The following is a 20,908-nucleotide window of genomic DNA, read 5'->3' as shown; positions in this document are numbered from 1 at the left end:
AGGTCCTAGGCCGCGTCGAAGTCGGCCTGAACGAGGGGCAGGCGCAGGGTGAAGCAGGTCCCTACGCCGGGCGTGGAATGCACCTCCATCTGCCCCTTGTGGTTGTTGGTGATGATGAAGTACGACACCGACAGCCCTAGCCCGGTGCCCTGGCCCACTTCCTTGGTGGTGAAGAAGGGCTCGAAGATGCGTTTGCAGATGTCCTCGGGAATGCCGATGCCGTTGTCCTCCACCTGGATCTCCGCCCAGCCGCCACGCAACCGGGTGCGCAGGGTGATGCGGCCGTATTCGCCTTCCTCTTCGTCGTCGCGCAGGTGGATGGCCTGGGCGGCGTTCTTCAGCAGGTTGAGCAGCACCTGCTCCAGTTCGTTGGCGATCACCGGCACCGGGCCCAGCGCCGGATCGAATTCACGGATGATGGACAGGGTGCGGAAGTCGAAACCCTCGGCCAGGTCGAAGTCGTTGCCGGCGATCTCGATGGCCTGGTCGATCAGCGGCGGCAATTCGCTGGCTTCCATCTTGCGATTGCTGCGGCGGCTGAAGGCGAGCATGTGGCTGACGATCTTGGCCGCGCGGCTGCCGGCCTGGTGGATGCCGTCGAGCAGGCGGGGGATCTGGCGGCTTTCCAGGTAGCAGTTCACCGCGTTGAGTTCGACGCCGGATTCGGCGGCCTGCTCCAGGTTCTTCGGCAATTCCGGCGACAGCCGGCGGCGGATGTTCTGCACGTTGTGCAGGATGGCGCCCAGCGGATTGTTGATCTCGTGGGCCATGCCGGCCGCCAGGCCCCCCACCGAAAGCATCTTTTCCGACTGCACCATCATCTCTTCCATGTTCAGCCGCTGGGTGATGTCGTCGATACGGATCACCACGCCGCGACCGGCGCCGCCCATCAGCGGGTAGAAGGTGAGGGTGTAGTGGCGCGGGGTATCGGTCAGTGCCCAGGTCACCCGCTCCACCTTTTCCACCCGCAGGAGTTCGGCGGTGCGGCTCAGTTGCGGCAGGAAGGGCTTGAGTGAGGGGAAGGCGAGGAACACCGGCTGGTTCAGCGCCTCGTCCAGCTGGGTGCCGGAGAGGTGGGTGGCTTCCTGGTTCCACTGGGTGACGTAGAACTGCTCGTCCACGGCGATCAGCGCCGAGGGCATGGAGTCGATGATGCTGTTGAGGTAGTTCTGGAAACCGGTGAGTTTCTTCTCGATCTTGCCGCGGACCTGCACCTCCAGCTCCAGCTTGCGGTTGGAGCGGCGGGTTTCCTCGGCCAGGCTCTGCGCCTGCAGCACGGCGTACTGGGCGTCGTCGCGGGCGCGCTTGAGTTGCTGCTCGCGGCCCTGGATGCGGCCAAGCATGGTGTTGAAGGATTCCGCCAGGCGACCCAGTTCGTCCTCGCTGCCCTTGCTGGCGCGCAACGAGTAGTTCTCTTCGCGGGTCACCTGGCGCGAGAGTTCTTCCAGTTCGCGGATCGGCAGGGTGATGAGTCGCTTGATCTGCCGCGCCACCACCAGCCAAAGCAGGATACTGAAGGTCAGGATGGCCAGGCTGGCGGTCAGGGTGCCGCGGTAGAAGGCTCCCGGTAGCTCGCTGCTGGCCACCAGCAGCAGGTGACCAGGCGGACTCCCCGGATGGGGGAGCTCCACCAGCAGATTGGTACGGAATTCCCGTAGGCGCCAGGTCTGCAGCTCGTCGAAACGCTCGGGGACTTGCAGGCGATCGCCGTTGTGCAACTCAGCCAGGCGCTGGCCCTGGCTGTCGTAGACCACCGCCAGGCGCAGCGGGGCATAGCCGTCGAGCAGACGCAGCTGCGCCTGGGATTCCGCCGGCGAAGCCAGCACCTCGCGACTCAGCACCGGACTGGCGAATAGCCGACCGAGGGTCTGCAAGGCCTGGGGTGCGACGCTTTCCTGGGAAATCCAGTAGGCCGCACTGATGAAGGTCACGTTGGCCACCACCAGCACCGCGACCATCATCACCAGCAGGGCGGCCAGCAACTTACGGCCGACCGGGAGATTCTTCAGGCGTTTGGCGAGGATCATGGGGCAGCCGTTCCAGCGAGGGGACGGGCAGGGTAGCCCGCTAGTGTGGTGTTTTAGAAGTTCGCGCAAGAATTGGCGAGTGATTTTTTGGTAGGGGCAAGGCGCCGCGACGAGTCATAGCAGGGCTATGGCGAGAAGTGGCAACGCAGCTCCGGCCAAAAAAGCGCCGCCAAGATTGTGTAGTTAACTTCTGAAACACCACACTCAGTCCACGGGCAATCCGCGCTCCGCGAGTCGGACCTGCAGACGCTGGTGGACGTCCGCAAGGTGCGGCATCGGTAGGCGCAACCGCTCGGCGATCGGCAGGGCATGGCCAAGCAGATAGCTCACCTCGGTGCGCTGGCCACGCTCCACGTCCTGCAGCATGGAGGATCTGTTGTTGGCGGTGGCGGCGATCACCGCCTCGACCTCCTGCTGCAACCCCTGGGCCGCCGGGGCGAGTCCCATGGCTTCCAGCAGGGCGGCGAGTTCATCGCACAGCGCCGCCACCTCCGCGGCATGGCCGCGCAACTCGCCATTGCGACAGCGGTGCAGCACGGTCAGCGGATTGATGGCGCAGTTGATCGCCAGCTTGCGCCACAGGCGGGCATCGATATCGTCCGTCCAGTGCACGGGAATACCCAGCGCGGCGAGGGTGTCCAGCCAGGGTGGCGGCGCCTGGGTGCCGAGCTGGTCGCCGATCCAGGTCTGGCCAGCGCCGGCCGCCACCACGTGGAAATCGGTCTCGCGAAAGGCGCCCTCGGTGGTGCTGGCCCTCAGGCAACGCACCCGCGGCACCCGCGCCGCCACCGCGTCCTGGCTGCCGAGGCCGTTCTGCAACAGCAGGATCTCGGCCTCCGGCTCCAGGCGCGCGGCGACGCTGGCGATGGCTTCCTCGGCGTCGTAGCTCTTGCAGGCCAGCAGCAGCCGGCGGATCGGATTGCCCGCCTCGGGCGTTTCGGCGGGCAGCGGATAGAGGCTGGTGATCTCGCCCTCGGTGAGGTGCAGGCCGCCCTTGGCGCGGTACTGCGCCAGGCGCGTGCGATCGCGCAGGATCAGCCGCACCGGTTCGCCACCGCGAAACAGGCGCGCGGCCCAGAGGCCGCCGAGGCTGCCGGCGCCTAGCACATGCCAGCTCACGAGTGTGACTCCAACGTCGATTCCTTGCGCATGGTCGGATTCCTGAGGAAGAGGGCCAGTCGTTATAATGGTCGGTCAGGCTGCAGCGTCAAGGCTGCCCCATCGCAACCCAGGAGAAAACTCATGCCTTCCTTCGACGTGGTATCGGAGCTGGACAAGCACGAAGTCACCAACGCCGTCGACAACGCCATCAAGGACCTCGATCGCCGCTACGACCTGCGCGGCAAGGGCAGCTTCGAAGCCAAGGACCTGACCGTGACCCTGACCGCCGAAGCCGACTTCCAGCTCGAGCAGATGCTGGAGATCCTCAAGGTCAACCTGGCCAAGCGCAAGATCGACGTCCAGTGCCTGGAGGTCAAGGACGCCTACGCCTCCGGCAAGACCGTGAAGCAGGAGACCACCCTGCGCGAGGGTATCGACAAGGAGCTGGCGAAGAAGATCGTCGCCCTGATCAAGGACAGCAAGATCAAGGTCCAGGCCGCCATCCAGGGCGAGCAGGTGCGCGTCACCGGCAAGAAGCGCGACGAATTGCAGGAAGTCATCGCCCTGCTGCGTGGCCAGTCGCTGGGCATGCCGTTGCAATACCAGAACTTCCGCGACTGAGCTGACTCCCTTTAGGGTCGCCCCCTGGCGCGGCGACCCTCGCTCGAAGAGGTAACAGGAGACCCCGTTTGGATATCGAAAATCAATACAACCACCTGCTGGCACTGACCGCGGGCTGGCTTCCCATTGTCCTGCAGTATTCCGGTCGGGTACTGCTGGCGCTGCTGACCCTGGCCATCGGCTGGTGGTTGATCAACAAGATTTCGGGCAAGGCGAGCGGCCTGGCGGCGCACCATGGCGCCGATCCGGCGTTGCTGAGTTTCGTCGGCAGTCTGGTCAGCATCATCCTCAAGATCCTGCTGGCGGTCAGCGCGGCGTCCATGATCGGCATCGCCACGACCTCTTTCGTCGCCATCATCGGTGCGGCCGGTCTGGCCGTGGGCCTGGCGCTGCAGGGCAGCCTGTCGAACTTCGCGGGCGGGGTGCTGATCCTGACCTTCCGCCCCTTCCGCGTCGGAGAATTCATCGAGGCCCAGGGTGTGCTGGGCACGGTGAATTCCATCCAGATCTTCCACACCATCCTGCTGACCGGGGACAACAAGACCGTCACCATTCCCAACGGCAACCTGTCCAACGGCATCATCACCAACTACTCGCGCCAGCCCAAGCGCAAGGTGATCTTCGACGTGGGCGTGGATTACGAGGCCGATCTGCAGCAGGGCCGCGCAGTCCTGCTGGCGCTGGCGGAAGATGCGCGGGTGCACCGCGATCCGGCTGCGGAGGTAGTGGTCTCGGCGCTGGGCGACAGCGCCATCACCCTGTCGCTGCGATTCTGGACCGACAGTGGCGACTACTGGCCGATGATGTTCATGCTCAATGAGCAAGTCCGCGACCGCCTTGGCGCGGTCGGCATCGGCATTCCCTTCCCTCAGCGGGTGGTGCATTTCGCCAATACCGCGCCCGCTGCCGATCCGCGCGCCGAGTCCAGCCCCAGCGCCTGAGTTTCCCGCTCAAGTCCCGCCGGTCTTGACGACGGCGGGATCGCGCCGCTGGCGCAGCCAGAGCAGCGCGATCAGCAATAGGGTCGGAACCCCCATGAGCGCGGTCAGCGAGAAGAAGGAGCTATAGCCGACATGCTCCACCATGGCCCCCGAATAACCGCCCAGTAGCCGCGGCAACAGCAGCATCAGCGAGCTGAGCATGGCGTACTGGGTCGCCGAGAACCTCAGGTTGGTCAGGCTCGACAGATAGGCGACGAAGGCCGAGGTGGCCATGCCACCGCTGATGTTGTCGGCACAGATGGTGGCGATCAGCAGCGGCACGTTGGCACCGGTGGAGGCGATCATCACGAACAGCAGATTGGTCAACGCCGAAGCGGCGCCGCCGATGAAGAGGATGGGCAGGATGCCGATGCGCGTGATCAGGACGCCACCCAGGCCGGCGCCCAGCAGGGTCATGAACACCCCGAAGACCTTGCTCACGCTGGCGATGGTTTCCTTGCTGTAGCCGACGTCGATGTAGAACACCCCCGCCATCACTCCCATCACCGTATCTGACAGTCGATAGGTGGAAATCAGCCCGAGCAGCAGCAGGGCCTGCCACTGGTAGCGCTGGATGAACTCGGTGATCGGGGTCAGCACCGGCGCCATCAGGCGGCGACCGGGGGCGCACAGGCAGCCCCAGGCGATCAGGCTGTACATCAGGCCGCGTGGCCAGTAGCCGCCGGCATAGGCCGACAGGGCGCCGGGAACCGCCACCAGCAGCACGATGAGCAGGATCACCGAGACCATCTGGTGCACGAAATCGAAGCGCGGTACTTCCTCGGCATTGGCGGCGTCGCGCAGGCGCATGGGCTCGCGTACCCGGCGTAGCAGGTCACTGAGCGGGCGGGTGCAGTAGCGCCCCCAGGGCGAGAGGATGCCCACGATGAACAGCGTATAGAGCAGGGCGCGCGGCCAGGCCTGGGCGATCATGGCGTTGATCGCCGCGGGGATGGAAATCAGCATCACCAGCAGCAGCGCCACCGCCACCAGTTGGTGATTGAAGCCGAAGGGGGATTCGGCCATGGCCAGCGGTGCCACCTGCTCGGGCTCGCGGATCAGCAGGCTGGTGATCAGGCTGGGCACTACCAGCAGGGCGAACAGCAGATAGGTGGTGGCCCAGGCGCTCTGGCTGTAGTCCAGTTTGGACGAGCCCAGCTCCTCGGCGAGGAACAGCGCGCCGGCGCTGGCGAGCAGGGCGGCGATGCGATAGCCGGTCATGTAGCAGGCGGCCAGCGCTGCCTGGCGTTCGTCGCCGGCGATCTCCAGGCGATAGGCATCCACGGCGATGTCCTGGGTCGCCGAGGCGAAGGCCACCAGGACCGCCAGGGCGATCAACTGCTCCAGGTGCTGCTGTGGATTGCACAGCGCCATGCCCACCAGGCCCAGGCCGACCACGACCTGGGACAGCACCAGCCAGGAACGCCGCCGGCCGAGTCGGCCGAGTAGCGGCAGCTTCCACAGGTCGAGCATGGGCGACCACACCCACTTGAAGGCATAGGCCAGGGTGATCCAGCTGGCATAGCCGATGGTCTCGCGGCTCACCCCGGCTTCGCGCAGCCAGACGGAGAGGGTGGAGAACACCAGCATCGCCGGCAAGCCCGCGGCGAAACCCAGCAGCAGCAGGGCCAGGCAGGCCTTGGACTTATAGGTGGTGACGGCTTCACGCCAGAAACGTGCAAACATGCCCTTGGGCTCGGAAAAAACGCGCACTCTACTCGACACTCTCAGCTGGATTCCACCGGTACCGACGCATGTCCACCCGGTCCTCGTGCAACATCACACCTTCGGCGCGCAGGCGCTCGCGCTGCTCCCGTCCCGAAGCGCTATCTTGGCTCAGGCTCGGCCGTCCATCCGCCGCGATCACGCGGTGCCAGGGCAGGGCGCTGCCCTCCGGCAAGCGTCCCAGCATCCAGCCCACCCAGCGTGCGCCCCGCCCAAGACCGGCGAGTTCCGCCAACTGGCCGTAGCTGACCACCCGCCCGGTGGGAATGGCGGCCAGGACCTGGAAGACCGCCTGGCGACGTGGATCGGGAGGAGAGGATTCGCTCATGACACCTCGATGCCCTGGATGAGAGTGCCAGTGTGCCGAAAAATTTGGTTACAGTGGGGCGGAAAGAGGTTCGCTTGCCGCTTTCTTCAAGTCTGTCCGACCTCTGGGCGGTATTTCTGGAAACTTGCTCAACTTTTACTCAGTAACGGTTGCGTCGGGCTCTGCCACCCGGATAATCGCGCCCTCTCGTTTCGTTACCTTTCTACTCAAGGTGTCCTGGTGCCCATGCGTTTTCGATTCCTTACCTCGCTCGCGCTGTTGTCACTCGCCTCTTTCGCCCATGCCGACACGGTCTGGCTCAAGAATGGCGACCGCCTGACCGGCTCCATCAAGCTGCTCGACAGCAAGAAGCTGCTGCTGCAGACCGAGTACGGTGGCAACATTCCCCTGGCTTGGGACAAGATCAAGACCCTGCAGCGCGACAAGCCGGTCATCGTCCAGCGTGGCAAGTACGAGCCTGACTTCCCCGTGGAAAGCCTCAAGCCGGCCAATGACGGCGAGGTGGTGGTCACCACCGCCGACGGCGCGCAGACCGTGCCCCTGGCGAGCATCACCCAGATCGTCACCCCGCGTCCCTTCCTGCGCGACTTCGCCTGGAAAGGCAACATCGATGCCGGCCTGGACTACATCAACTCGTCCCAGGACAGCGAAAAGTACGACATCGACTTCCGGACCCAGGCCCGGCACGGCATGTGGCGGCACAATGCCAACGGCAGCTATGACCGCTACGAAGCCGACGACGTGGTGTCGATCAACAAGTACGACCTGCAGTACGCCCTGGATCGCTTCTTCGACGAGAAATTCTTCTGGCAGGGCCGCGCCGAATATAAGCGCGACTGGATTCAGGATCTGGCCAAACAGCGCATCATAGGTACCGGTCCGGGTTACCAGTTCTGGGATAACGAACTGGGCGCCTTCTCGCTCACCGGCCTGCTCAACCAGAACCGCTACGAGTATCGCGATGGCGGCTCCAGCAGCTTCCTCTCGGCGAGCATGAAGTGGGACTACAACCGTTATCTCTACGGTCAGACCGTCCAGTTCTTCACCAACGGCGAAATCGGCCGGCCGCTGGACAATACCGCCGACCTGACCTTCGACGGCGACATCGGCCTGAGATACAAGGTGACCAACTGGGCATCCTTGAACCTCAAGGCGTCCAAGGAGTTCACCAGCGGCGCCGAGGGCAACGTCAACCAGACCGAGTACACCGCCGGCGTCGGCGTCTCCTGGTAACGTCATGTTTCGCTAGGCGTCAGCCAAACCGTCAAGGCCGCGATTTTCGCGGCCTTTTCGCAGGCGTACGGTCCGTGACGATCACCTTGAAATCGTCGCGGACGCCTCCATCTCTAAGCATTCAACCGGTTTCTACCGTGAAGGATTCGAGATGCGCGTGACCGCCTTACTCTTCTTGCTGTTCCCCTTTCTGGAACTGGCCGTACTCATCAAGGTCGGCAGCGAAATTGGCGTGCTCGCCACCTTCGCCCTGCTGCTGCTGGGCTTTCTGGTCGGTGTCGCCCTGCTGCGCGTCGCCGGTTTCACCACCCTCTGGCGTATCCGCATGCGCCTGGCCCAGGGGCAGATGCCCGAGCAGGAGGTGGTCCAGGGGCTGACCATGGCCATCGCCGGTGCCCTGTTGATCTTTCCGGGCTTCATCAGTGACGTCCTGGCGCTCATCTGCCTGCTGCCAGTGACCCGCAAGGCCCTGCTGGGCGCGGTGATCGGCCAGGTGACGCGCCGGGCTGCCGGTCCCCAGGGCTACCAGCCGGGGCCTGGTCATTCCGCGCCGCATCGTCCCGAGGTGATCGAGGGCGAGATCGTGCGCCGCGACGAGGAAAAGCACTAAAAATTTTCCTGGCCACCCTTGAAATGCCTGGCGACAACCTCATGTAGCGGACACCGCAAGGTTGTCGCCGCGAGGCGAGCAGGTTTCGCGTCCCGTCGAGGATGGGTCGCACCCGGCGCAGCCGGTAAAAACAAACTGCCGATGCAGTCATCGGCGCTGGAAACACTTAGAACTTTGGGAGATACGACAATGGCGCTTCGTCCTCTGCATGATCGCGTTGTGATCCGTCGCAGCGAAGAAGAGACCAAATCCGCTGGCGGCATCGTGCTGCCGGGCTCGGCTGCCGAGAAGCCGAACCGCGGTGAAGTGGTTGCCGTAGGCACTGGACGCGTGCTGGACAACGGCGAAGTCCGGGCTCCGGCGGTGAAAGTGGGTGACAAGGTGGTGTTCGGCCCCTACTCCGGCAGCAACGCCATCAAGGTCGATGGCGAAGAACTGCTGGTCATGGCCGAGTCCGAAATCCTGGCCGTCATCGAAGGCTGATCCCCGCTCACTTTTCGAATTTCTTAGAGGAAACAGAACATGGCTGCAAAAGACGTCAAATTCGGTGACTCCGCGCGCAAGAAGCTGCTGACCGGTGTCAACACCCTGGCCGACGCCGTCAAGGCCACCCTGGGCCCGAAAGGCCGCAACGTGGTTCTGGAGCGTAGCTTCGGTGCTCCCCTGATCACCAAGGACGGCGTTTCCGTCGCCAAGGAGATCGAGCTCAAGGACAAGATCGAGAACATCGGCGCCCAGCTGGTGAAAGACGTGGCCTCCAAGGCCAACGATGCGGCCGGCGACGGCACCACCACCGCTACCGTCCTGGCCCAGGCCATCGTTACCGAAGGCCTGAAGTCCGTGGCCGCCGGTCTGAACCCGATGGACCTAAAGCGCGGCATCGACAAGGCCACCGCCGCCGTCGTCGCCGAGCTGAAGAACCTGTCCAAGCCCTGCGCCGACAGCAAGGCCATCGCCCAGGTAGGCACCATCTCCGCCAACTCCGACGACAGCATCGGCAACATCATCGCCGAAGCCATGGAGAAGGTTGGTAAAGAAGGCGTCATCACCGTCGAAGAAGGCTCGGGCCTGGAAAACGAACTGTCCGTCGTCGAAGGCATGCAGTTCGACCGTGGCTACCTGTCGCCCTACTTCATCAACAAGCCCGACACCATGTCCGCCGAGCTGGACAGCCCGCTGCTGCTGCTGGTCGACAAGAAGATCTCCAACATCCGCGAACTGCTGCCGGTGCTGGAAGCCGTTGCCAAGGCCGGTCGTCCGCTGCTGATCGTCGCCGAAGACGTCGAAGGCGAAGCCCTGGCCACCCTGGTGGTCAACAACATGCGCGGTATCGTCAAGGTCGCTGCCGTCAAGGCGCCCGGCTTCGGTGATCGTCGCAAGGCCATGCTGCAGGACATCGCCATCCTGACCGGCGGCACCGTCATCTCCGAAGAAGTCGGCCTGAGCCTGGAAAGCACCACCCTGGAGCACCTGGGTCAAGCCAAGCGTGTGGTCCTGAACAAGGAAAACACCACCGTCATCGACGGCGCTGGCGTCGAAGCCGACATCCAGGCCCGTATCAAGCAGATCCGTGCCCAGGTCGAAGAAACCTCTTCCGACTACGACAAAGAGAAGCTGCAAGAGCGTCTGGCCAAGCTGGCTGGCGGTGTTGCCGTGATCAAGGTTGGCGCTGCCACCGAAGTCGAGATGAAAGAGAAGAAAGCCCGCGTCGAAGACGCCCTGCACGCGACCCGCGCTGCTGTGGAAGAAGGCGTGGTGCCTGGCGGCGGTGTTGCCCTGGTGCGTGCCCTGGAAGCGCTGAAAGACCTGAAAGGCATCAACGAAGAGCAGAACGCCGGTATCAACATCCTGCGTCGCGCCGTCGAAGCGCCCCTGCGTCAGATCGTGACCAACGCCGGTGACGAAGCCTCCGTCGTGCTGGACAAGGTCAAGCAGGGCAGCGGTAACTACGGCTACAACGCCGCGACCGGCGAATACGGCGACATGCTGGAATTCGGCATCATCGACCCGGCCAAGGTGACCCGCAGCGCGCTGCAGGCCGCTTCGTCCATCGCTGGTCTGCTGATCACCACCGAAGCCATCGTGGCTGAGCTGCCGAAAGACGACGCAGCCCCGGCCATGCCCGACATGGGCGGCATGGGTGGCATGGGCGGCATGATGTAAGAGCCGCTCCGGCCCTAGGGCCGAGCCGAACCCCGGTGATCCTCGCGGACACCGGGGTTTTTTTATGGTCGGTAATCCCTGGTGCTCCCAACCAGGGCGCCGCTGCTGCGCTGGTCGAGGTCGCTGGTGGCAGGTAGGCTCTGTGCCGAACAGAAGACAACGAGGCCCCGGGCGGGGTCTGGCATAGAGGTCAGCGACATGCGTATCCTGGTGGTGGAAGACAACAAGGACATCCTCAGCAATCTGCTGGACTACCTCAGCCTCAAGGGCTACAGCGTGGATTGCGCCCAGGACGGTCTCTCGGGTCTGCACCTGGCGGCGACCGAGCACTACGACCTGCTGATCCTCGACATCATGCTGCCGGGCATCGATGGCTACACCCTCTGCCAGCGCCTGCGCCAAGACGCCCGACGCGACACCCCGGTGATCATGCTCACCGCTCGCGACCAGCTCGACGACCGCCTGGAAGGCTTCCGCTCCGGCGCCGACGACTACCTGGTCAAGCCCTTCGCCTTGTCCGAATTGGCCGCCCGCGTCGAGGCGGTCATGCGGCGGACCAAGGGCGGCGGACGGCGCCAGTTGCAGGTCGCCGATCTCAGCTACGACCTCGATACCCTGGAAGTGACCCGGGCCGGCACGCTGCTCAAGCTCAATCCCATTGGCCTCAAGATCCTCGCCCTGCTGATGCAGAAGAGCCCCCACGTGGTACGTCGCGAGGTGCTGGAAGAGGCGGTTTGGGGCGAGGACTACCCGGACAGCGACAGCCTGCGCAGCCATGTCCACCAGTTGCGGCAGGTCATCGACAAACCCTTCGAGCAGCCGCTGCTGCGTACCATCCATGGGGTGGGCTACAAGCTGGTGGAGCAGGATTGACCATGGAGTACCACCTGAGCCTGTCGCGGCGGATCGTCATCGCCTTCGTGCTGATGACCTTCCTGGTCGGCGGCGTGTTTTCCCTGGGCATCGTCGCGGTGGTGCACACCGTCGAGGAGCGGCTGATTTCCACCGACCTGCGCAATGAGCTGGAGCGTATGGTGCAGCGCGACATGCGACGGGGCGGGCAGCCGGTGCTGGATCCCGACATGCGCCTGTATTTCGTCCCCCTCGCCGAGGTGTCTCAATTGCCAGACCACCTGCGTGACCTCCCAGCAGGTTTCAGCGAAGTGGAGGAGGACCATCAGTATTTCTATGCCTATGTGGCCGAGCTCGAAGGTAATCACTTCGTCCTGTTGCAGAACCAGAGCGATTTCGAGGCCCGGGAACGCTTGCTCTACAAGGTGGTGCTGGTCGGCTTCCTGAGCAGCGTGGCGCTGGCCTGGCTGTTGGGCTGGGCCCTGGCGCGGCGGGTGATCGCCCCGGTGGTGCGCCTGGCACGGCAGGTACGGCGGCGCGATCAGATCCTGGATGTCACGCCGCCCCTGGCACCCGACTACGCCAAGGACGAGGTAGGGGAGTTGGCCGGCGCCTTCGACCACGCCTTCGATCGCCTGCGCGCCGCGCTGGTGCGCGAGCGATTGTTCACCAGCGATGTCAGCCATGAGCTGCGCACGCCGCTGATGGTCATCAATTCGTCCTGCGAACTACTGGCCGCCATCCCGGACCTGCCGCCTCGGGCGCAGGGACCGCTGGAGCGCATGACCCGCGCCGCGCGGGAGATGCAGGAGCTGGTCCAGACCTTCCTGGCGCTGGCCCGCAACCAGGGCGACAGCGATACCCAGGCACCGCGGGCCACCCTGGCCGAGGTGGCGCGGCGGCAGGCGGCGGAATGGCAGGCGGCGGTGGAAGCCAAGGGACTGCAATGGCGGCTGAGCATGGCGCCGGAAGCCGACACCTACCTCTGGCACGAACCCTTCCTGCGCTCGGTGATGAGTAACCTGCTGCGCAACGCGCTGCATTACACCGAGCGTGGCTACATCGGCTTGCAGGTCGGGGATCATGGCTTCGTGGTGGAAGACAGTGGCGTGGGTATCCCGGAAGAGCAGCGCGAAGCCATGTTCCAACCCTTCGTGCGCGGCGCCGAGGGGCGCGGGGAGGGGCTTGGCCTGGGCTTGTCGCTGGTCAGACGGATCTGCCAGCTGCAGGGTTGGAGCGTAAACCTGGGTGACAGCCCCTTGGGCGGCTGCCGTTTTGAAATACGACTCGGCACCGACAGGGTAGCTGATTAGGATTACAGAATTTTCACAAAGGCTTGACCGGCGTTTGACAGCGTCCTGGGTAGGTTAGCGGCACCTTCCTACCTTCCAGGAGCTGACTCCGTGAAAGCGCCCATCGATTTGCCCTTTTCGCAAAAGTACGACGCCGACCACGCTCGCCAGTATTATCTCAAGCATCAGGACGGGCTGGCGCGGCGCCTGTCCCATTGGCGCGACGAGCAACTGGCACGCCAGGCGCTGAGCATCGCCGGCCAGCCCAATCTGGTGCTGGACCTGCCCAGCGGCGCCGGGCGCTTCTGGCCGCTACTGGCGGAAAAGCGTAATCGCGTGATCATTGGCGCGGACTACTCGGAAAACATGCTGGCCACTGCCTGCGCGCAGCAGCCCGCGGAGGTCGTGGCGCGGGTACGGCCGTTGCAAACATCGGCTTTTGCTATCGACTTGTCCGACAATTCTGTAGATTGCATCTTCTGTATGCGTTTGCTCCACCACGTGGGCGAATCGGCGGACCGCCTGGCTCTGTTGCAGGAATTCCATCGGGTCACCCGGGATAGCGTCATCCTGTCGCTCTGGGTGGATGGCAATTTCAAAGCCTGGCGCCGCCAGGCACTAGAGCGCCGCCGCCAGGCCGAAGGCCGGGACCGCGGCGGTTATCAGAATCGATTCATCGTCGCGCGCAGCCAATTCGAGGCGGAGGTCGCCGAAGCCGGTTTCGTCGTGGATCGGGCCCTGGATTTCCTGCCGGGCTACGCCATGTGGCGGGTCTACGTCTTGCGCAAGACCAATTAAGCTTTCCAAAACATAAGAGGCAGCCGATGGGAGCCATGACTCAGGGCGACAAGGGGTTTGACCGTTGGTGGAACACCGCCGGTGATTGGGTGGAAGCGCCCAACGTTAGGCGCGGCGGGGAGAGTGGCGTCCAGCGTCTACGGCTTCCCGACGGCACCCTGGCCTACGTCAAGCGACAGGTCGGCCACCTCTACCGCAGCTTGCGTCATCCCCTGGGGCGTCCCACCGCCTTGCGTGAACGAGATGCGCTGCTGGCCTTTCGCGAGCTGGGCATTCAGGTCCCGGACTTGCTGTTCTGCGATGCCCGGCAAGCCGAGGGCGGTTGGCGCGCCTTGCTGGTGAGCGCCGCGCTGGAAGGCTATCAGGACCTCGATCATTGGTACGCGGAAGGCGGTGGTAGCCAACTGAGCGAGGCTGAGCATGAACGTTTCCTGGCGACCCTCGCCGGTGTCCTGGCCCGGATGCATCGGCACCGTTGGCAGCATGGCTGCCTTTATCCCAAGCACATCTTCGTGGCCGAGCGACAGGGCACCGAGGGCAAGGAATTCGACGTCGCACTGCTCGATCTGGAGAAATGCCGCCAACGAATATCGCTGGACACCGCCGCTCGTCGGGATATGCTGCAATTACGCCGCCATTCGTCGTGGAACGCTGCGCAATGGCGAACTCTGATCTACGTTTATCAACACGCGCTGGGGCGGAAGATCAGGGGCTTAGAATCATGACTTCACAAATTACTCGAGGTTTGCTGGTGGCGGCCTTCTGTGGGGTCACGACTCTGGCCTACGCGAGCTGGTTGCGTCCAGCGGCCGCCGTGGTGGGTAGCGAGGAACTCAGCTACTGCCAGACTCCGGTCTCGCGCAACCTGAGCACCTCCAACACAGGCAGCCATGATCTGCTGCTCTTCCTGTTTGGCATGACCCAGACCCACAACCGCTAATCCCCTGGCGGCCAAGCTCCTTTCGCTTCCCAGACAAGTTCGGCATGCTGTCGATTGACCAATCGACGCCGAGCCCCGCCAATGATGGCTGATAGCTTCTCCGAGCAGGCCGTGCAAAGCCTGCTGGACACCGATTTCTACAAGCTCACCATGATGCAGGCCGTCCTGCACAACTATCCGAACGCGGAAGTCGAATGGACCTTCCGCTGCCGCAACGATGAAGACCTGCGGCCCTATCATGCGGCCATCCAGGCCGAGATCGATGCCCTCGCCGACGTCGCCATCAGCGACAGTCAATTGGCCTTTCTCGAACGCATCGCCTTCATCACCCCCGATTTCATTCGCTTCCTGCGGCTGTTCCGCTTCAATCCTTCCTATGTGTTCCTCGGCGAGGAAGAGGGCCGCTTCACCCTGACTCTCAAGGGGCCCTGGCTCCACCTCATCCTGTTCGAGGTGCCGATCCTGGCGTTGATCAGCGAGGTGCGCAATCGCCAGCGGCATGCCGAGCTGCCGTTGCAGGTGGCCCGTGATCAGCTCTATCGCAAATTCGACTGGCTGGCGGCTGCCGCAGGCGCCGACGAACTGGCCGAATTCAAGATGGCCGATTTCGGCACGCGCCGCCGCTTCTCCTATGGCGTGCAGGAGATGGTGGTGCGCAGCCTGAAGGACGATTTCCCCGGTCGCTTCGTCGGCACCAGCAACGTCCATCTGGCGTGGAAGCTGGATGTCGCGCCCCTGGGCACCATGGCCCACGAATGGCTGATGGCGCACCAGCAACTGGGGCCGCGGCTGATCGACAGCCAGATCGCTGCGCTCGACTGCTGGGTGCGCGAGTATCGCGGCCAGCTGGGTATCGCCCTGACCGACACCATCACCATGGATGCCTTCCTGCGCGATTTCGATCTCTACTTCGCCAAGCTGTTCGACGGCCTGCGCCATGACAGTGGCGATCCCCTGCAATGGGCGGAAAAGGCCATCGCCCATTACCAGCAGCTGGGCATAGATCCCCTGACCAAGACCCTGGTGTTCTCCGACTCCCTGAATCTGGAAAAGGCACTCGCCCTGTTCCGCGCCCTGCGCGAGCGGATCAACGTGAGCTTTGGCATCGGCACCCATTTCACCTGTGACATCCCCGGGGTGCAGCCGATGAACATGGTGCTCAAGATGAGTCGCTGCAATGGCCAGCCGGTGGCCAAGATCTCCGACGCGCCGGGCAAGGCCCAGGGTGGCGAGCCGGACTTCCTGCATTATCTGAGGCACGTCTTCCAGGTCGACGGCGCCTAGATCGCAGTCAGGCCGACGCGCGGCAGATTACCGACCGGCGCTCAGGACGAGCAGCTGATCTCCAGATGCTTACCCCAATCCGGGGGTCGCTGGGCGAAGCGCTCGCGACCCGGCTGCGTTTCGAAGGGGCGCGACAGCACCTCATGCAGCAGCCGTACCTCGCTGTAATCCCCCGCTTCGGCCCGCTCGATGGCCTGCTGGGCCAGGTAGTTGCGCAGGACGTAGAGCGGATTGACGGCGTTCATGCGCGCGGTGCGGTCGGCTGGCGCACCGCCTTCGGCGTCCAGGCGGGCGCGATAGGCCTGGCTCCAGTCGTCGAAACCGCGCAGATCGATGAAATCCTCCCGTACCCGGGCGAGCGCTGCGTCGGGCTCCTCTTCGCCCAGCCGGCGGAAGAACAGGTGGTAGTCCACGCCGCCCTGTTGCATCAGGGCTAGCAGGCGTTCGACCAGCTCTTGGTCTTGCTCGCGGGCTTCCTGCAACCCCAGGCGTCGCCGCATCAGGTCCAGGTAGTGCGCCTGGTAGAGCGGCAGGAACAGGGCGATGTTCTCCTGCAGCGTCTCGACCGCCACCTTGGGTGTCAATGCCTGGGCCAGGGCCGCCAGGTTCCAATGGGCGATGGGCACCTGATTGCTGTAGGAGTAGCGTCCCGTGTGGTCGGAGTGGTTGCAGATGAACTGGGCGTCGAAGTCGTCGAGAAAGGCGTAGGGGCCGAAGTCGAAGGTGAGCCCGAGGATCGAGAAATTGTCGGTGTTCATCACGCCGTGGCAGAAGCCGTAAGCCTGCCAGTGGGCGATCAACTGCGCGGTGCGCTCCACCACCTCGCGAAACAGCGCCGCCCAGGGCTCGGGGCTGGCCAGCAACTCGGGGAAGTGCGCAGCCAGGACATGCTCGCCCAGCTGTTCGAGCAACTCATGCTGGCGGGTGTAATAGAAGTATTCGAAGTGGCCGAAGCGTACGTGGCTGGGGGCCATGCGCAGCAGGGTGGCACCGGTTTCCAGCCGCTCACGCACCACCTGGGTGGAGGAGCCGATCACGCAGAGGGCGCGGGTGGTCGGGATGCCCAGGGCGTGCAGCGCCTCGGAGGCGAGGAATTCGCGGATGGAGGAGCGCAGCACGGCGCGGCCGTCGCCCATGCGCGAGAAAGGCGTGAGGCCGGCCCCCTTGAGGTGCAGGTCCCAGTGCTCGCCGCGGTCGTTCACCACCTCGCCCAGCAGCAGGCCGCGGCCGTCGCCCAGGCGCGGGTTGTAGGAGCCGAACTGGTGGCCGGAATAGACCATCGCCCGCGGCTCGGCACTGTCCCATAGCTGGGCGCCGGCGAACACCTGGGTGAATTCAGGCGTCTCGGCCACCGCTGGGTCCAGATCCAGCAGTGCCAGGGCCGCCGGGGAGGCGACCACCAGCTGCGGATCGTCCAGCGGCCGTGGCTCGATGTGGGTGGAGAAGGCATCGCCCAAGCGGGCGAATCTGTTGTCGAAGGTCAGGTCGAGCAGCTGTTTCATGGGTCTCCCGGACTCGCCGCGCAGGTAGTACTCAGGCCTTGGATGGCTTGGGATCCTCGGCCTCCTGCTGGGCATCCCCTTCAGGTAGGAGGGACTTTTTGCCCAGTTGTTTCTCCGCTCCGTGGCGATTCTTCAGGGTGATCTCCATTTGCGGTGTCGACAGCAGGTTGATGCCGGCGTCGCGCAGCAGGTGATCGATACGGCGAATCAGCTCGTCGGTGGCGGCGCTACGGTCACCCAGTTCACGCACATAGATGCGCAGTTCATGGTCAAGGGTGCTGGCGCCGTAATGGATGATGTACAGCGAGGGCTCGGGATCGTGCAGGACCCGCGGATTTTCCTTCACCGCCTGCATGATCAGCCGTTGCGCCTCGGCCAGGTCACTGCCGCGGTTGATGCCCAGGGTCAGCACGATACGGGTGACGGTATCGGTCAGCGTCCAATTGATCAGTTGGCTGGTGACGAAGGTCTTGTTCGGTACCACCACCGACTTGCGGTCGGCGTCGGTGATATGGGTGGCGCGGATGCGGATCTTGTTCACCGTGCCGGTCACGTTACCGATGGTGATCAGGTCGCCCACGCGCACCGGGCGCTCGAAGAGGATGATCAGGCCGGAGATGAAGTTACCGAAGATCTCCTGCAGACCGAAACCCAGACCGACGGAGAGGGCGGTGGCCAACCATTGCAGCTTGTCCCAGCTCACCCCGAGGGTCGCCAGGGTGGTGACGGTGCCGACCCCGACGATGACGTAGGAGAGCAGGGTGGTGGTGGCGTAGGCGCTGCCCTGGGCCAGATTGAGGCGCGACAGCACCAGTACCTCCAGCAGGCCGGGCAGGTTGCGCGCCAGGGCGACGGTGAGGCCGGCGATGACCAGGGCGATGATGAACACCCGCAGCGTCAGGGGCACCTCGGTGGCAGTGGCGCCGGTGCCGCTGGTGTATTGGTAGAGGGTGACGTTGTCCAGGTAGGAGAACACCGCCACCACGTCGGCCCAGACCAGGTAGAGCACGCCGAGGAAGGCCAGGATCAGGCTCAGGCGCAACAGTCGGGAGGACTGCTGGTTGACCTGCTCCATGTCCAGGACCGGCTCCTGCACCACCTCGACGCCCTCGGCGTCTTCCTGCTGCGCCTGGCGCTTCTGCAGGGCGCGCTGGTAGGCCAGGCGCCGGGCCGCCACGCTCAGGCCACGGGCCAGGGTGGCCTCGAGGATGATCCAGGCCATCAGCACATAGAGGGTATCCACCAGCCGATCGGTGAGCTTGAGCGCGGTGTAGTAGTAGCCGAACAGCACGGCGCAGAACAGCACGGCCGGGATGGCGGTGATCATCAGGCCGAGCAGCAGGCGGAAGAACGGCAGGCGTTCCCGGGCACTGGCGTTGAGCAGGGAGCGCCCCAGCATCCAGGCCAGGCTGGCATAGGCGAACAGCACGATGAGGATACCCAGCACATCGTCGGCAAGGCCGGCCAACTGGCGCTCGGCGATGGCCACCACCGCCATCAGCGCCAGGGCCAGCAGACCCACGCGCCGCACCAGCCGACGCAGCGATTGTGCCTGGGGGCGAGCCCAGCGGAAGTGGGTCTCGGCCACGCCGCCGGAGGCCAGCAGGCGGTATACCGTGTAGAACACCAGCCAGCCGGCGGCGATTTCCAGTAGCGCCGCGCCGATGGCGGCGTTGACGCCGCGCTCGTCGCCTTCCAGGGCCACGCCCCCCACCCACAGCACCAGACTTGTCGGCAGGCCGAGCAGGATGGTGAGCAGGATGGCCAGGGGCGTGTGTAGCTGGCTGTCACGCTGGTAGTGGCCGATGTCTCGGTTGAGCCTGGCGACGCGGGCGTGAATGCGCCGCCGCTGCCAGATCAGGGTGGCGAAGGCCAGCACCAGTGGCAGCAACAGCAGGGGTCGATCGGCCAGGCCCACGTAGAGCTCATGCAAGCTGGAACCCCAGGGCACGTCGCGCAACTGCTGCAGCAGCTTGCCGGGTACGCTCTTCAACCAGCTCCAGTCCAGCGGCTTGTTGCTGGGAATCCAGAACATCTGCTCGTCGAGGGTGCTGCGCAGGTTGGTCACGGTCGTCTGCAACTGGCGCTGGTTGAGTTGCAGGTCGATGGATTCGCTGAGCAGGGCGTTGAGCTCGGTATTCAACTTGTCCTGCAGGTCGGCGCGGGTCCTGAGCAGATCCAGCAATTGCTGGCGGAGTTGCGGCGTGGCCTTTTCCGGCGGCTGCTGAGCCAGCAGATTGTCGACATAGGCGTTCGGATTGGCGATCTGGGCCCGCTGCTGGTTCAGCTCGAACTGATAGAGACGCAGATCGGCGATGTCGTCGGTCAGGTCCTTGTTCACCTTGACCGAAGGTAGGGCCGCTCGCTGCTGGTAGAGCAGCTTGGAAAGCAGGACGCTACCCTTGAGCACGCCGATCTGCTGATCCATGGTCTCGCTGGTCTGTTTGAGCTGGTCCAGCTGCTGACGCGCCTCGAGATTGCGCCGGTTGAGGTCGTTGAGCCGATCCGTTGCCCGCAGCAGGTAGTCGGACAGCTGCAGGTTGGCCTTGGTCTCCTGGGACAGCACGTCATCGCCGGCGGTCTTTTCCGATTCGCGCGAGGCTTCGGCCAGGGTCTTCTCGGACTGCTGGCGCCGCTTGCCGCTGATCAGGGTCTGCAGGTCCAGGGTTTCCTGTTCGTAGCGTTTGACCTGCTCGGTGTAGAGTTCGCGGCGGGCCGAACCCAGGTCTTGCAGGACGCTGTTGCCGGCCAGTTCCTGGCGCAGCAACTGGATCTGGGCGGTGTCGGCGGCCTGCTCGGCGAGCAGCTGGTTGCGTCGCTCGGTGGTCAGCGGCTTGGTGTTTTCACGACCGTTCTTGAGCAGGTCGGCGATCTGCTGCAGACGGGTCTGCAGGTTGGCGATGTCCACCTGGGCGCGCTCGGGGCGGGTCTGGGCGTTGATCACCAGGCTGTTGGCGGCGTTGAGGTCGTCCTGCACATTGTTCAGTGCGGTGCTGGTCTCGCTCAGCCGTTGCTCCAGGGCCTGGGGCGTGGCGCCAGCGTAGCGTTGCTCGGCCGGCTTGATCGGCTCGGCGCGCAGGCGCGCCAGCTGACGCTGGGCATCCTTGGTCTGCTGCGGCGCTTGGGCCAGTTGCTGGCGTAGGTCGTCCAACTGCTTGACGTACTGGTCGCGCTGGTCGAGCAGCTTGAGCGTCTGCTGCAGGCTCTCCTGGGCGGCGGCCTGCTCGGCGGCGGGTAGCTTGCGGTTGGCCAGGTCGGAGAGACTCTGCTGGACCTGCTGCGCATCGGGCGGTCCGGAGTCCTGGGCGACGGCGGGCAGGGTCAACAGGCAGCCGCAGAGGGCGACAGCACCAAGCAGGGCGGACAGGCGAGACATACGGCAGGCGTCGGGCAGTGGAAAGGCGCGAGGTTAAAGCGCCGCTGTCTGGGGTGCAAGGCAGCACCGCCAAAGC

General features: G+C 64.5%; 18 protein-coding genes. 12 read left to right on the top strand and 6 right to left on the bottom strand.

Annotation, left to right across the window (positions count from 1 at the left end):
* Positions 1-5 precede the first annotated feature (5 nt).
* Both FAZ11_RS02850 and FAZ11_RS02845 read right to left on the bottom strand, forming a co-directional pair.
* Positions 6-2,027 (bottom strand): sensor histidine kinase, encoded by a 2,022-nt coding sequence (locus FAZ11_RS02850; RefSeq protein ID WP_058768252.1) that lies wholly within the window; start codon positions 2,025-2,027, stop codon positions 6-8.
* 204 nt (positions 2,028-2,231) lie between these two features.
* Positions 2,232-3,146, bottom strand: a complete 915-nt coding sequence (locus FAZ11_RS02845; protein ID WP_058773348.1) for a putative 2-dehydropantoate 2-reductase — start codon at positions 3,144-3,146, stop codon at positions 2,232-2,234.
* 123 nt (positions 3,147-3,269) lie between these two features.
* Here FAZ11_RS02845 and FAZ11_RS02840 point away from each other — a divergent pair, with 123 nt between their 5' ends.
* Positions 3,270-3,749: a YajQ family cyclic di-GMP-binding protein gene (locus FAZ11_RS02840; RefSeq protein ID WP_058763473.1), complete on the top strand. Its 480-nt coding sequence runs from the start codon at positions 3,270-3,272 to the stop codon at positions 3,747-3,749.
* A 95-nt stretch (positions 3,750-3,844) separates the two neighbouring features.
* On the top strand, positions 3,845-4,690 hold the full coding sequence (locus FAZ11_RS02835) for a mechanosensitive ion channel family protein (RefSeq protein ID WP_420849621.1): 846 nt from the start codon (positions 3,845-3,847) through the stop codon (positions 4,688-4,690).
* A 9-nt stretch (positions 4,691-4,699) separates the two neighbouring features.
* Here FAZ11_RS02835 and FAZ11_RS02830 read toward each other — a convergent pair whose 3' ends face one another.
* Positions 4,700-6,415, bottom strand: a complete 1,716-nt coding sequence (locus FAZ11_RS02830) for an AmpG family muropeptide MFS transporter (RefSeq protein ID WP_058763539.1) — start codon at positions 6,413-6,415, stop codon at positions 4,700-4,702.
* 28 nt (positions 6,416-6,443) lie between these two features.
* Positions 6,444-6,782 carry an MGMT family protein gene (locus FAZ11_RS02825; protein WP_058768256.1) on the bottom strand — a complete coding sequence of 113 codons (339 nt, stop codon included), beginning with the start codon at positions 6,780-6,782 and terminating at the stop codon, positions 6,444-6,446.
* A gap of 225 nt (positions 6,783-7,007) precedes the next feature.
* On the opposite strand from FAZ11_RS02825, the gene FAZ11_RS02820 reads away from it, so the two are divergent.
* The 10 genes from FAZ11_RS02820 (at position 7,008) to pncB (ending at position 15,954) form a co-directional block, all read left to right on the top strand.
* The gene (locus FAZ11_RS02820; RefSeq protein WP_058773349.1) at positions 7,008-8,015 is read left to right on the top strand and encodes a DUF481 domain-containing protein; all 1,008 of its coding nucleotides are present in this window, start codon (positions 7,008-7,010) and stop codon (positions 8,013-8,015) included.
* Positions 8,016-8,166: 151 nt separating this feature from the next.
* Positions 8,167-8,625, top strand: a complete 459-nt coding sequence (locus FAZ11_RS02815) for an FxsA family protein (protein ID WP_058773350.1) — start codon at positions 8,167-8,169, stop codon at positions 8,623-8,625.
* 189 nt (positions 8,626-8,814) lie between these two features.
* Positions 8,815-9,108 (top strand): co-chaperone GroES, encoded by a 294-nt coding sequence (locus tag FAZ11_RS02810; RefSeq protein ID WP_058763482.1) that lies wholly within the window; start codon positions 8,815-8,817, stop codon positions 9,106-9,108.
* A gap of 39 nt (positions 9,109-9,147) precedes the next feature.
* Entirely contained in the window at positions 9,148-10,788 is a 1,641-nt protein-coding gene (gene groL, locus FAZ11_RS02805; RefSeq protein ID WP_058763484.1) for a chaperonin GroEL, read from the top strand.
* Positions 10,789-10,986: 198 nt separating this feature from the next.
* A complete protein-coding gene (locus FAZ11_RS02800; RefSeq protein ID WP_058763486.1) occupies positions 10,987-11,661 on the top strand; it encodes a response regulator transcription factor in 675 nt (224 codons plus the stop codon).
* Between the two features lie 2 nt (positions 11,662-11,663).
* On the top strand, positions 11,664-12,953 hold the full coding sequence (locus tag FAZ11_RS02795) for a sensor histidine kinase (RefSeq protein ID WP_137279079.1): 1,290 nt from the start codon (positions 11,664-11,666) through the stop codon (positions 12,951-12,953).
* A gap of 90 nt (positions 12,954-13,043) precedes the next feature.
* Entirely contained in the window at positions 13,044-13,730 is a 687-nt protein-coding gene (locus FAZ11_RS02790) for a class I SAM-dependent methyltransferase (RefSeq protein WP_137279080.1), read from the top strand.
* A gap of 26 nt (positions 13,731-13,756) precedes the next feature.
* On the top strand, positions 13,757-14,455 hold the full coding sequence (locus FAZ11_RS02785) for a lipopolysaccharide kinase InaA family protein (protein WP_058763492.1): 699 nt from the start codon (positions 13,757-13,759) through the stop codon (positions 14,453-14,455).
* Entirely contained in the window at positions 14,452-14,670 is a 219-nt protein-coding gene (locus FAZ11_RS02780) for a hypothetical protein (RefSeq protein ID WP_193557127.1), read from the top strand. The genes FAZ11_RS02785 and FAZ11_RS02780 overlap by 4 nt, the downstream gene beginning before the upstream one ends.
* An 81-nt stretch (positions 14,671-14,751) precedes the next feature.
* Positions 14,752-15,954: a nicotinate phosphoribosyltransferase gene (gene pncB, locus FAZ11_RS02775; protein WP_058763497.1), complete on the top strand. Its 1,203-nt coding sequence runs from the start codon at positions 14,752-14,754 to the stop codon at positions 15,952-15,954.
* A 41-nt stretch (positions 15,955-15,995) separates the two neighbouring features.
* Here the strand turns inward: pncB and selO are convergent, their stop codons facing one another.
* A complete protein-coding gene (gene selO / locus FAZ11_RS02770) occupies positions 15,996-17,456 on the bottom strand; it encodes a protein adenylyltransferase SelO (RefSeq protein ID WP_137279081.1) in 1,461 nt (486 codons plus the stop codon).
* Positions 17,457-17,487: 31 nt separating this feature from the next.
* Entirely contained in the window at positions 17,488-20,832 is a 3,345-nt protein-coding gene (mscK, locus tag FAZ11_RS02765) for a mechanosensitive channel MscK (protein ID WP_137279082.1), read from the bottom strand.
* Positions 20,833-20,908 lie beyond the last annotated feature (76 nt).

It is taken from the genome of Pseudomonas rhizoryzae, assembly GCF_005250615.1.
GTDB lineage: Bacteria > Pseudomonadota > Gammaproteobacteria > Pseudomonadales > Pseudomonadaceae > Chryseomonas > Chryseomonas rhizoryzae.
The sequence above is the reverse complement of the archived record's forward strand: the minus strand, read 5'-3'. Positions and strand labels throughout refer to the sequence as shown.